The organism is Pseudovibrio sp. WM33, assembly GCF_001623165.1.
Lineage (GTDB): Bacteria > Pseudomonadota > Alphaproteobacteria > Rhizobiales > Stappiaceae > Pseudovibrio.
The window spans coordinates 22,461-35,323 of record NZ_LMCK01000003.1 but is presented as its reverse complement, the minus strand read 5'-3'; the positions used below and the strand labels follow the sequence as shown (position 1 = coordinate 35,323).

The following is a 12,863-nucleotide window of genomic DNA, read 5'->3' as shown; positions in this document are numbered from 1 at the left end:
TACCTATTGAAGTAATTAGCGAATTCCGGATGGAGACAGATAAAAATCACACCCCTCGCTATAAAAAGTCCACCGGTTCTGAGGGATCCAGAAATTCATATTCCAAGGGGAATTGAGTATGACGAATAGACGTGATTTTCTTAAGAAAGCTGGTTTAACAACCGTCGCCGCTGCTGGTGCATCTACCCTTGCAGCTCCGGCTGTTCATGCTGCAGGTCGTCCTATCAAATGGCGCCTTCAGACATATGCTGGTGCAGCACTTGCTCAGCACGTGATCAAGCCATCCATTGACGCCTTCAACAAGGCAGCAAATGGTGAGATGGAGATCGAGCTGTACTACGCGGACCAGCTGGTACCAACTGGTGAACTTTTCCGTGCCATGCAGCGCGGCACCATTGATGCTGTGCAGTCTGATGATGACTCTATTGCAGCACCAGTAGATGTATCTGTTTTCGGTGGCTATTTCCCATTCGCTTCCCGTTACAGCCTTGATGTTCCAGCCCTGTTTAACCACTGGGGCCTGAAAGAGATCTGGGAAGAAGCTTATGACGAAGTAGAAGGCGTTAAGTGGCTTTCCGCTGGTGCATGGGATCCTTGTCACTTTGCGACAAAAGACCCGATCCGCAGCCTTGCTGACCTGAAAGGCAAGCGCGTCTTCACCTTCCCAACCGCTGGTAAATTCCTGACACGCTTCGGCGTTGTTCCGGTCACCCTGCCATGGGAAGACATTGAAGTTGCAATGCAGACTGGCGAACTGGATGGTATTGCGTGGTCCGGTATCACTGAGGATTACACTGTAGGTTGGGCTGACGTGACCAACTACTTCCTCACCAACAACATCTCCGGTGCGTGGGCTGGTTCTTACTTTGCCAACGAAGAGCGCTGGAATGAACTGCCAGATCACCTGAAGACCCTCTTTAACCTGTGCATGGATAGTTCTCACTACTACCGCCAGCACTGGTACTGGGCAGGCGAAGCCAAGCTGCGCACACAAGGCGAGAAGATGGAGCTGACCTCCATTCCGGATGAAGAGTGGGCAACTGTTGAAGACGAAGCTCTCAAGTTCTGGGACGAGATTGCAGCCAAGTCCGAGCGTAACGCCCGCGTTGTTAAGATCCTGAAGGAATACAACGCAGCAATGGCAAAAGCTGGTCGTCCTTACCGCTACGGCTAAACTGTTTTTCCAAGATTGGTCAGCCCGGTTTTCGGGCTGGCCACACCACACAGTAACGAAGCAGTGTCGGTGATGCCATGCAGGAGAGGCACAGGCATCCGCCGCTTTAACAGGGTCCTCGGGGAACAGGTATGTTGCGAGAAGAAACCAAAAAAACACGTAGAACCGGAAAACTGACCCTCGACGAGTTACGCGAGCTGGTCGACACCGGTGAGATAGACACCGTTATTGCCGCACAAGTGGACATGCAGGGCCGCTTGATGGGCAAGCGCTTTCAGGGTGAGTTCTTCGTGAACAGCGCCTGGGAAGAGACCCACAGCTGTAATTATCTGCTTGCAACCGATATGGAGATGGCCACTCCGGATGGCTACAAGGCAACAAGTTGGGAAGCGGGTTATGGCGACTACGTTATGAAGCCGGACCTTGCCACCTTGCGCGTTATTCCGTGGCTGGAAGGCACCGCACTGGTATTGTGCGATGTGCTGGACCACCACACCCACAAAGAAGTTCCACATTCTCCGCGTGCCATATTGAAAAGCCAGGTCGACCGCCTCGAAGGCATGGGCATGACCGCTAACATGGCGACTGAGCTGGAGTTCTTCCTGTTCAAAGAGAGTTTTGAAGAAGCCCATGCCAAGGGTTACCGCAATATTTCGCCAGTCTCCGCCTATAATGAGGACTATCACATCTTCCAGACCACCAAGGAAGAGAAGGTGATGCGTGCCATTCGTAACGGGCTTAACGGCGCCGACATTCCGGTCGAGTGCTCCAAAGGTGAAGCTGATGCTGGTCAGGAAGAGATCAACGTCCGTTATTCTGATGCACTGAATATGGCAGACCGCCATTCCATCATCAAAAACGGCTGTAAAGAGATCGCATGGCAGAACGGCCAGAGCATTAGCTTTATGGCCAAGTGGCATTATGATGCTTCCGGCAGTTCCTCCCACGTGCACCAGTCTCTTTGGGGCAAGGATGGTGAGTCTCTGTTTTACGATCCATCCGGCGAATACGGCATGTCCAAGATGATGCGCCATTACCTCGCTGGTTTGCTGAAGCACGCAAGTGCGATCACCTATTTCCTTGCGCCAAACATCAACTCCTACAAGCGCTTTGCGGCTGGCACCTTTGCGCCGACCAAAGCAATCTGGAGTATGGACAACCGCACTGCTGGCTACCGTGTATGTGGCGATGGCACCAAGGCTGTGCGTGTTGAATGCCGTGTTGGCGGCGCAGACCTGAACCCATATCTAGCAATGGCGGCGCTGCTGGCTGCCGGCATTGATGGCATCGAAAACGAACTTGAGTTGGAGCCAGAGTTCAGAGGTGATGCCTATGGAGGTAAGGGCGCTCGCGAAATTCCGACGACTTTGCGCGATGCTGCTACCGAAATGAAGTCTTCCGAGATGCTTCGTGCTGCGTTTGGGGGCGATGTGATTGATCACTACGCACATGCCGCCAAGATCGAGCAGGATGAATATGACCGCCGTGTAACCGACTGGGAAGTTGCGCGCGGGTTTGAACGGGCCTGATTAAATCAGCCCACGCTGTGAATGATGAGTTGACCATGACAAAAACACTAAAATGTATTTCGCCGGTTGATGGTTCTGTTTTTGCAGAACGACCGGTGGCAAGCCAGAAAGAAGCAGAAGCCGTCATTGCCAATGCCAAGACTGCGCAGAAAGGGTGGGCTGCTCGTCCACTCGAAGAGCGCATCAAACTGGTGATGGCTGGCGTTGCAAAGATTGGTGAACAGAACGACGAAATCGTTCCTGAACTTGCAAAAATGATGGGTCGTCCGGTCCGTTATGGCGGTGAGTTTGGCGGCTTTAACGAGCGCGCCTCGCACATGGCAAAGATCGCGGAAGAGAGCCTTAAGCCGATCATTGCCGAAGAGAGCGACAACTTCGAGCGCCGCATCGAGAAGGAACCGCACGGCGTCATCCTCGTGATCGCACCATGGAACTATCCATACATGACTGCGATCAACACCGTTGCTCCGGCCCTGATTGCTGGCAACGCGGTGATCCTGAAGCACGCCACCCAGACGCTTCTGGTTGGTGAGCGTATGGCGAGTGCCTTTGCAGAGGCAGGTGTTCCGGCAGAGGTATTCCAGAACCTCTTCCTCGATCATGACACCACATCGCACCTGATCGCGGGCCGCAATTTCGGTTTCGTCAACTTTACAGGCTCTGTTGGTGGTGGTCGTGCGATGGAAATCGCGGCGGCGGGCACTTTCACAGGTCTTGGCCTTGAGCTGGGTGGTAAAGATCCAGGTTACGTGATGGACGATGCAGATGTTGAGGCTGCTGCCGAAACACTCATTGACGGTGCTATGTTCAACTCCGGCCAGTGCTGCTGCGGTATCGAGCGCATCTACGTGCATTCTTCCAAATACGATGCTTTCGTTAAGAAGGCTGTAGAGATCGTTTCCGGTTATAAGCTCGGCAACCCGCTGGATGAGACAACCACCATCGGCCCGATGGCAAACGTTCGTTTTGCAGAGCTGGTACGCAAACAGGTGGCAGATGCTGTTGAGCAGGGCGCAAAGCCTATGATCGACGCGGGCCTCTTCCCGGAAGATGATGGTGGCGCTTACCTCGCACCTCAAATCCTCGTGGATGTAAACCACGATATGGAAGTTATGCGCGAAGAGAGCTTCGGTCCTGTGGTCGGCATCATGAAAGTGGAGAGCGACGAAGAAGCAATCCGGCTGATGAACGACAGTCACTACGGCCTGACGGCGTCTCTCTGGACACAGGACTCTGCACGGGCAGCAAAGCTCGGCGCTCAGATCGAGACCGGTACCGTGTTCATGAACCGTGCAGACTATCTGGACCCGGCCCTGTGCTGGACAGGCTGCAAAGACACTGGTCGCGGAGGTGCTCTGTCTGAGATCGGCTACCAGAACCTGACCCGTTCAAAATCGTATCATCTTAAAAAGGCATAAGAAAAATGACTCTGACAGCAAACTGGAGCTACCCGACCGCCATCCGCTTTGGTGCCGGACGCATTAAAGAACTGGCCGACGCGTGTGCTGCTGCTGGCATCAAGAAGCCATTGCTCGTAACTGACAAGGGCCTTGCTAGCCTGCCAGTTACCGCAAGTACCTTGGACGTGATGGAGGAAGCAGGTCTTGGCCGCGCCATGTTCTTTGAGGTTGATCCAAACCCAACCGAGATTAATCTGGAAGCAGGCGTTGCAGCCTTCAACGCTGGTGGTCATGACGGCGTGATTGCATTCGGCGGCGGCTCAGGCCTCGATCTTGGCAAGCTGATTGCGTTCATGGCAGGTCAAACCCGTCCAGTCTGGGACTTTGAAGACATTGGCGATTGGTGGACACGGGCTGATGCGGATGCGATTTATCCGAATATTGCCGTTCCAACGACTGCTGGCACCGGATCTGAAGTTGGCCGTGCAAGCGTGATTACCAACTCTGAGAGCCACGTGAAGAAGATCATCTTCCATCCGAAGATTCTCCCAAGCGTGGTGATCTGTGATCCTGAGCTGACTGTTGGCATGCCGACTATGATCACAGTTGGAACTGGCATTGATGCATTCGTGCACTGTCTGGAAGCCTACAGCTCTCCGCATTACCACCCGATGTCTCAGGGCATCGCGTTGGAAGGCATGCGCCTTGTGAAGGAGAACCTGCCAAAAGTCTTTGATGATCCAAATGATATCGAAGCTCGCGGGCACATGATGAGTGCCGCTGCGATGGGTGCAGTGGCATTCCAGAAGGGCCTCGGTGGTATTCACGCGCTGGCTCATCCGGTTGGGGCGGTTTACAACACGCATCACGGTTTGACCAATGCTGTGATCATGCCAACTGTGCTCAAGTTCAACCGTGCAGCGATTGAAGAGCGCATTGAGAAACTAGCGGCTTACCTTGATATTCCCGGTGGTTTCGACGGGTTCTTTGATTTCGTGATGAAGATGCGCTTGGACATGGGTGTTCCGAATACTCTGGCCGAGCTTGGTGTGGGCACTGACAAGATTGACGTGCTTGCAAAAGAAGCAGTGAAGGATCCAAGTGCAGGTGGCAATCCGGTCGAGTTTACGCTGGAAGCTGCAAAAGCTCTGCTTATTGAGGCTATTGGAGAGCAGGTATCAGCCTGATTTCTCATTAAACTACAAATAATTAGCCCCGCAGAGTTTCTGGTTTTGCGAGGCTTTTTCTTATCGCATCAGCCGTGATTACTCCGGCAACTCACAGCAACTTATCAGGTAGTCATAGGCATCAGGACTCAGTTCCGGGCCAAGAACCCGTTTCAAATCAGCATTGTAGTCGCCAAGCCATTTGATTTCAGCGCGGGTGAGATCAACCATGTTGAGCATCTGCGGTTCAATCGGGATGTAGGAGAGGTTCTTGAAAACGAGGAAACCATCGTCTTCCTCTACGATCTCAAAAAGGTTCTCAATCCGGATACCGTATTGATCTGCAACGTAATATCCCGGTTCAATGGACATCACCATGCCAGCGACCAGATCCACCGGATTGTATGGCTTCCCGATCCGTTGTGGCTGTTCGTGAACAGAGAGGAAGTGGCCGATGCCGTGACCGGTTCCGTGGTCATAGTCCAGACCTAAATCCCACAGGGGCCTGCGGGCAAACCCGTCGATGTGATGGCCTTGCGTTCCTTTTGGAAAACGTAAGGACGCCAACGCAACAAAGCCTTTGAAAACAGCGGTGTAGGCGCGTTTGAACTCCTCCGAGGTTTCAGAAAAGGCAAAGGTTCGCGTCGCGTCGGTGGTACCATCCTGATATTGACCACCGGAATCCAGCAGGTACGTATTCTCGGGCAGGATTGCAGTATTCGACGCTTCAGTGGCGGCGTAGTGGCACATTGCGGCGTTGCCGGCTGCGGCAGAGATGCTTCTAAAGCTTGGATAAACAAAGTCTTTCTGGCGTTTGCGCTCGGTCAGAATGCGTTCTTCCGCTTCCAGCTCGTGCACCGGATCGCCTGTCTTGGCTCTTTGCGGAACCTCCCGTTTTAACCAGGCAGAAAACTCGGTCCATGCGATGCCGTCGCGTAGATGACAGTCACGCAAGCCCTTGAGTTCATTTGCGTTCTTCTTGGCTTTGGTGAGCGTAATCGCGCCCTGTTCCATGACGGGAATACCACTAGCGGCCTGAACGGCGAGGCGTGTGGCGACAGGAGAGAACATCGGATCGATCAGAACTTGCGTTCCTTCTCCGGTCATTTCTTCCAGCGAGCTGATGAAGCTGGCAGGGTCTGCGGTTTCCACCTTCTCCAGTTCATACTCATCCAAGCTATTGGAAAGTTTACGAGAATCCACGAACCAACTCGCAGAGCCATCATCTTTCAGGAGCAGGAAAGAGTGTGGGATGGGGTTGAATTCCACGTCATCACCGCGAACATTTAAAAGCCAGGCAATGTTGTCGGGCTGGGTTTCAACCAGCACTTTTGCGCCAACTTCCCTCAGATGTACGGCGATCTCTGCGCGCTTCTCCATACTGGTTTTACCATATTTTTCAATAGGATATGACGTTATCGGAGAGAGTGGTTTTTCTGGTTGATCAGACCAGACTGTATCGATGATGTTGCTGGCTGTTGCCACCAGTGTGGCGCCTGCGTCTTCAGCTCCACCAGCAAAACGATCCCACCAGACTGAGGGGATAAGCATCGGGTCAACGCCTATTTGCTGCCCTGCGTTCATATTGGTGGATATCCAGTTTTCCAGTGGTTCATCAAAGATATGCTGGTAAGAGAAGAACTCATTGCTGCATTGGTTGCGCACCTGAACGGTGTAGCGGCCATCAACAAACATAACTGCTTGATCTACTGTTACAATTGCCAGACCAGCGGAGCCTGTGAAGCCGGTTGCCCATGCCAGACGCTCATCATGCGGGGCGCAATATTCCCCCTGATGCTCATCGAACCGTGGAATGATAACTGCATCCAAACCGTTGCGCTTCAGCTCGTTTCGTATGAGGTTCAAGCGGTCTGTAGTTCTTTCAAATTTCTGATTTTCCAACATTTTTAGCTCGATCATGTGATGGGGATTTATTCTGATAGAAGAGCTTCGGCATGATGACAAGCCACTTTACCTAGCTCGTCTAATGCCCTCAATCTGGGAGTTTCACTTTGGCATCGCCCCGAGGCATGGGGACATCTTGCATGAAAGGCGCAGCCCTTTGGCACGTTGAGCGGGCTGGGCAGTTCGCCTGATATTGACGGGCGAGTATGGCGTTTGTCTGGATCAAGAGAAGGTGCTGCTGCCAGAAGAGCCTTAGAGTAGGGGTGTTTTGGGGCGTTGAAGAGCTGTTCTGAATCGCCGATCTCAACAATTGTGCCCAAATAAATCACCGCGACCCTGTGGGATACATGGCGGACAAGTCTGAGGTCGTGGGCCACGAACAGGATGGTCAGATCCAGTTTGTCCTGTAGTTCCAGTAGCAAGTTCACCACCTGTGCCTGAACCGATACATCCAGCGCCGACACCAGCTCATCCGCAACCAACACCTCCGGCTCAACCGACAAAGCCCGTGCAATAGCAATGCGTTGGCGTTGCCCACCGGAAAACTCATGGGGCAGCTTATCCGCAGCATCTTGCGGCAGCCGCACCAGATCAAGCAACTCGGCAATGCGATCATTGATCCGCTCAGGTGGCCGCATATTGTGAACACGCAGAGCTTCCGTGAGCACTTGCCGGACTGTCATACGGGGATTGAGGGAGGAGTACGGGTCCTGAAACATCATCTGGACCTTGCGGTTATACTCCCTCAACGCACTGGCATCTTTGGCAGCAACCTCTTGTCCATCATAGCGAATAGTGCCTTTGTCAGCCTCATAAAGGCGGGCCAGACAACGGGCTAAAGTGGACTTTCCGCAGCCAGATTCACCAACAATGCCAAGGGTTTCACCACGTTTCACCTCAAGGCTCACCCCATTGAGTGCTTTGACTTTGCGTTGTTGTGTGCGTTGAATTGCGTCGAAGAGGGTTCTTTTGAGCGAAAAGTGTAAATGAAGGTCTTCAACTTGCAAAACCGGAGTGTCATAGGTCATGCAGGCACCTCCTCACGAGCAACCTCAGGGAAATGACAGGCAGATGAAATGCCTTCATCAATAACAGACAGGGGCGGCTTGGTTCCAAGGCATATATCCTCCACCTTGTGGCAACGCGGCGCGAAGGCACATCCTTTGGGCAGAGCATCCAGAGCAGGCGGCGTGCCCGGCACGGAATACAGCGGTGTGCGCGGTGGTATGTTCTCTGGCACTGATTTGAGCAGCCCGAGTGTATAGGGGTGCTTCGGTCGTTTCAGGACATCGCGAACAGAACCGGTTTCTACCAGTCGACCAGCATACATCACCGCCACCCGGTCACAGGTTTGTGCGACTACACCCAGATCATGGGTCACCAGCACAATCGCCATATTGAGGTTCTTGGCCAGCGACAACAGCAGCTGCAAGATCTGATCCTGAATGGTGACGTCAAGCGCAGTGGTTGGTTCATCGGCCAGCAACAGCTCTGGGTTGGAGGCCAGTGCAATGGCGATCATCACCCGCTGACGCATGCCGCCGGAGAACTGGTGCGGGAAGTCTTTGAGGCGGGACGAGGCGCTGGGAATACCAACCGTATCCAGCAGTTCAATAGCACGCGCCTTGCGGGTACGGCGGTCCAGATCGGTGTGGGCTTTCAGGTTCTCCTCAATCTGCAAACCCACGGTGAGCAGCGGATTGAGCGAGGTCATCGGCTCCTGAAAGATCATTGAGATCTTACTGCCGCGCACGGCTTGCAACTGCTTGTCTGTGCGGGTGAGCAGATCCTCTCCCTTCCAGTAGACGTTACCTTCCACCGTGCCATAGTCGCGAGCAAGGCCGATGACGGAGCGCAGACTGATGGATTTGCCGGAACCACTCTCCCCGACCAGACCAAGCACTTCACCAGCGCACACATCAAAGGAAATGCCATCGACAGCCCGCAACACGCGGCCTTTGCTGTGAAAGGTGGTTGTGAGGCCACGAACCTGTAACAGGGTCTCATTTTGGTTGGTCATCAGGATGCCCCCCGTGGTCTGAGAACATCGGCAAGGCTGTCTCCCACAAGAGAGAACCCAAGCCCCGTCAACACAATCGCAATGCCCGGCATCAGGCTCATCCACCAGGCGGTGGTGATGAAATTGCGCCCTTCTGCGATCAGAACGCCCCATTCTGCCTGTGGCGGCTGTGCGCCAAGGCCGAGATAACCAAGAGAAGACCCGAGCAGGATGGCGAGGGCCATGTCGGTCATCCAATAAGTAATGAGTGGTGTCGTTGCGTTGGGCAACAAATGGCGGAAGATGATGCGGGTGGAGGAATATCCCATCACCCGTCCGGCAGAGGCATAATCGCTGGTCATCTGCGTCATGATTTCTGCACGGGTGAGACGGGCATAATAGACCCACTGCACCAGCGTCACCGCCACGTACATGTTGGTCAGTCCCGGTCCCAGAACTGCAACAACAGCAATGACCAGCACCAGAAACGGGAAGGTGATGGTGACATCCACCAAGCGGCCAAAGAGCACATCTGCAATGCCGCCGTGATAAGCAACCAGCGAGCCAACCACAACGCCAATCACCATGGCAAAGAAGGTGGCAAAAACCGCGATTTGCATATCAACCTGATACGCCCAGATCACGCGGGAAAGCGTGTCGCGCCCCAGATTGTCCGTGCCAAACGGATGCGCCCAGCTTGGTGACTTCTGGATCGCATTGAAGTCAAAAGCGTTGGGATCATACGGTGCGAACGCCCATGGGAATACGGCAAGCAGGATGGAAGAGGACAGGATGAAGAAGCCCAGCAAGAACCCTGGGCGGAGCAGAGCTTTGACCCGTGGGTGGAGTTTTTTCTTCTGCGGCGTGGTGGTTTGAAGTGTATCGAGCTGGGTCATGACAGGCGTAACCTCGGATCAAGCCATGCCTGCACCATATCGGTGAACAGAAACACGAGAGAAACCATAACAGCGAAGGTGAGGGTGAGGCCCTGTATCAGCGGGTAGTCACGGGCAAAGATCGCCTCCAGCATCAACCGGCCAAGACCGGGAACCGCGAACACCGTCTCCGTCACCAGCGTTCCGCTCATCAGATTGCCGATGGAAAGGCCGAGCAGTGTAACGGTGGAAATGAGCGCATTGCGCAGGACATGGCGACCCAGAATAACGCTTCGGGATAACCCCTTGGAGCGGGCGAACTGCACATAGTCGGCATCCAGCACCTCAATCACGGCAGACCGCAGGTTCCGCATGATGATGGCAGAGGTGTAAAGAGCAACCGTCAGCGCGGGCAACATCAAGTGGTGCAGATGCTGCAAAAACGTCGTGCCATAACCACCAACCGGAAACAATCGCAAGGAGGCGGCGAGGAAGGTGAGCAGCAGCAGGCCGATGTAAAACACAGGAGTCGACAAGCCAACCTGAAAACCACTGCGAATGGCAATGTCGAGCCCACGATTTTTGTTCAGCGCGGCGACAAAGGCCAATGGGCCGGCAATGAGAATGGAAAGACAAACGGCATAGAGCGTGAGGAACGCGGTGACTGGAATGCGTTCAATGATGACTTCCAGAACTGGCGCTTTGAGAAGAATGGATGTGCCCATATCTCCACTCAAAGTGTTCCTGACAAAATAAAAGAACTGCATGACCAGCGGCTCATTTAACCCGAGTTTTTGGCGGATGAGTTCCAGTTGAGCTTCGGTGGCTTTGGCATCGGCCATGGCGATGGCCGGATCCCCTGGCAGCATACGTACCAGCAGAAAGATAACGACCATCACAAGAAGAAAGGTCGGAATAATCTGCAGCAGCCGTGACACCAGATAGGAAAGTGACGACATTCCTGAGTCCTAATAGGGCGTGAGCATTGAGAGCCGAAGCGACAGATAATGGGATTGACGCTTCGGCTTTCCGGATTGCAAGGGCAGACGGTCTGGTCCTGCCGTTTTCTGATCAGACCACCCGCTCTGTTTACTTCACACCCGGCTTGCCTGTTGATGCAGACCGGGTGCACTCAGAGGAGGAGTTATTTTGCAATCCACGCCGAGGAGAACTCATTGTTCCCCAACGGTGTCTGGAGATAACCGTTCACGTTGGCCGACAGTGCAACAGCAAATGGCGTTTCATAGAGGAACAGAAGCGGGGCCGCATCTGCATAGATTTCCTGCATGCGCTTGTATTGCTCGCTGCGTTTTTCCGGATCGATCTCAGTGTTGGAGGCCTCAAACAGGGAATTGAACTCCGCGTTGTTCCAGCCAGTCCCAACTGCTTTACGGGTTGGGTAATAACCCAGCCAACCTGCAACCTGTGCCGGATCATTCACATCATTCACCCAGCCATAAGTGTGAATGTCGAACTCGCCGGAGCGGTTCTTCGCGCCGCGGGTCGGGTTATCAACCTGCTCCACTTTCACGTTGACGCCAATAGCGCCCCACATCTGCTGGATGGCTGCAAACAGAGTTGCGTCATCAGAAGAACCTGCAAGCGTGGTCAGCGTGATTTCAGCCCCTTCAAGACCTGATGCAGCTGCCAGTTCTTTCGCCTTGGCAACATCATAAGGGTAAAGCGGACCACCATCATGTGCCAGCTGGGTTGTCGATGCCATCAGTGGGGATGTCATCGACTTGCCTGTACCATGCGTGATCAGCTGAACCAGCGCGTCTTTGTTGATGGCATAGTTCAGCGCCTGACGCGCCTCTTTGGTTGCCATCGGGTTTGGAGAGCCATCTGCGCGGGTCTCACGAGAGTTGATCGGGCTGTAAATGATGCGGGTGGATGGATACAGCTCCATGTTGATCGCAGGGTCTGCCTTCAGCTCAGCCACGCGAGAGAATGGAACGAACTCAGCACCGTTCACTTCACCAGCCTGTAGTTTCAGGATACGGGTTGCATCATCCGGAATCACGACGAAGCTGACCTCATCCAGATACGGCAGTGGTTTGCCGTCTTCGCCCTGACGCCAGTAATGCGGGTTGGCGGAAAATGTCATGGTGCTGCCGCGGCTACGATCTTTCAGCGTAAACGGGCCGGAAACAGGCGTACCGGGAGCGAAAAGAGCAGTTGCCTTTTCCTGATCGTTTGCCCCTGGCGCTGCCTCAAACGCGGCCTTGGACACGATCGCTGTGTTGAAGGTCGCCAGAATTGAGATGATGGTCGGGTCAGGGTTCTTCATGGAAAGCGTGACACCATTCTTGGTCTCGGTGATGCTTTCAACAGAGCCCAAAAGGCCGGACCATGGGCCGAAGTCAGGATTTGTGGCGCGTTCCAAAGAGAATTTCACGTCTGCCGCAGTAATCGCGGAACCATCGGAAAATTTGATGCCGTCACGCAAGGTGATGGAGATGGTTTTACCATCTGCGGAAACCTCATAACCGGAAGCAAGGCCTGGAACGATGGTTTTGCCATCTGCCTTGGTGCGAAGCAGGGTATCATAGAGGTTTGTGACCATCCAGATATCCGGGTTCCGGTCTGCATAGACTGGATCAACCAGATTGGAATCATCATAGCGGGCGAAGGTGAGCGTGCCACCACGTTCCACGGCCTGAGCCGAATTGATGGCGAGCATCGACACGCCTGCAAGCGCGGCAATCAACAAAGTCTTCATGATAGTCCCCTCAATTGATACACGCCGGACCTGCTTATTATTTTATGATGCATGGTGGCGTGCAGGTGGTGGCCTCTCCCAAAAATTCCATTA

At 53.8% G+C, this 12,863-nt stretch carries 10 protein-coding genes; 4 read left to right on the top strand and 6 right to left on the bottom strand.

Going from position 1 to position 12,863, the window contains the following annotated elements; genetic code table 11:
* Nucleotides 1-118: 118 nt before the first annotated feature.
* The 4 genes from PsWM33_RS00865 (at nucleotide 119) to PsWM33_RS00850 (ending at nucleotide 5,290) form a co-directional block, all read left to right on the top strand.
* Nucleotides 119-1,174: a TRAP transporter substrate-binding protein gene (locus PsWM33_RS00865; protein ID WP_057461334.1), complete on the top strand. Its 1,056-nt coding sequence runs from the start codon at nucleotides 119-121 to the stop codon at nucleotides 1,172-1,174.
* 131 nt (nucleotides 1,175-1,305) lie between these two features.
* Nucleotides 1,306-2,703, top strand: coding sequence for a glutamine synthetase family protein (locus PsWM33_RS00860; protein WP_063298889.1), 1,398 nt, complete (start codon nucleotides 1,306-1,308; stop codon nucleotides 2,701-2,703).
* Nucleotides 2,704-2,738: 35 nt separating this feature from the next.
* Nucleotides 2,739-4,121, top strand: a complete 1,383-nt coding sequence (locus PsWM33_RS00855) for an aldehyde dehydrogenase family protein (RefSeq protein WP_063298915.1) — start codon at nucleotides 2,739-2,741, stop codon at nucleotides 4,119-4,121.
* A gap of 5 nt (nucleotides 4,122-4,126) precedes the next feature.
* Nucleotides 4,127-5,290 carry an iron-containing alcohol dehydrogenase gene (locus PsWM33_RS00850; RefSeq protein WP_063298888.1) on the top strand — a complete coding sequence of 388 codons (1,164 nt, stop codon included), beginning with the start codon at nucleotides 4,127-4,129 and terminating at the stop codon, nucleotides 5,288-5,290.
* A 78-nt stretch (nucleotides 5,291-5,368) separates the two neighbouring features.
* Here the strand turns inward: PsWM33_RS00850 and PsWM33_RS00845 are convergent, their stop codons facing one another.
* The 6 genes from PsWM33_RS00845 to PsWM33_RS00820 all read right to left on the bottom strand — a co-directional run bounded on the left by PsWM33_RS00845 (nucleotide 5,369) and on the right by PsWM33_RS00820 (nucleotide 12,770).
* The gene (locus PsWM33_RS00845; protein ID WP_063298914.1) at nucleotides 5,369-7,174 is read right to left on the bottom strand and encodes a M24B family metallopeptidase; all 1,806 of its coding nucleotides are present in this window, start codon (nucleotides 7,172-7,174) and stop codon (nucleotides 5,369-5,371) included.
* Nucleotides 7,175-7,200: 26 nt separating this feature from the next.
* Nucleotides 7,201-8,202, bottom strand: a complete 1,002-nt coding sequence (locus PsWM33_RS00840; RefSeq protein WP_063298887.1) for an ABC transporter ATP-binding protein — start codon at nucleotides 8,200-8,202, stop codon at nucleotides 7,201-7,203.
* Entirely contained in the window at nucleotides 8,199-9,194 is a 996-nt protein-coding gene (locus PsWM33_RS00835) for an ABC transporter ATP-binding protein (RefSeq protein ID WP_063298886.1), read from the bottom strand. Before PsWM33_RS00835 ends, PsWM33_RS00840 begins: the two co-directional genes overlap by 4 nt.
* Nucleotides 9,194-10,069: an ABC transporter permease gene (locus tag PsWM33_RS00830; RefSeq protein WP_063298885.1), complete on the bottom strand. Its 876-nt coding sequence runs from the start codon at nucleotides 10,067-10,069 to the stop codon at nucleotides 9,194-9,196. Before PsWM33_RS00830 ends, PsWM33_RS00835 begins: the two co-directional genes overlap by 1 nt.
* Nucleotides 10,066-11,007 (bottom strand): ABC transporter permease, encoded by a 942-nt coding sequence (locus tag PsWM33_RS00825; protein ID WP_063287592.1) that lies wholly within the window; start codon nucleotides 11,005-11,007, stop codon nucleotides 10,066-10,068. The genes PsWM33_RS00830 and PsWM33_RS00825 overlap by 4 nt, the downstream gene beginning before the upstream one ends.
* Before the next feature lie 185 nt (nucleotides 11,008-11,192).
* Nucleotides 11,193-12,770, bottom strand: a complete 1,578-nt coding sequence (locus PsWM33_RS00820; protein ID WP_063298884.1) for an ABC transporter substrate-binding protein — start codon at nucleotides 12,768-12,770, stop codon at nucleotides 11,193-11,195.
* Between the last annotated feature and the right edge of the window lie 93 nt (nucleotides 12,771-12,863).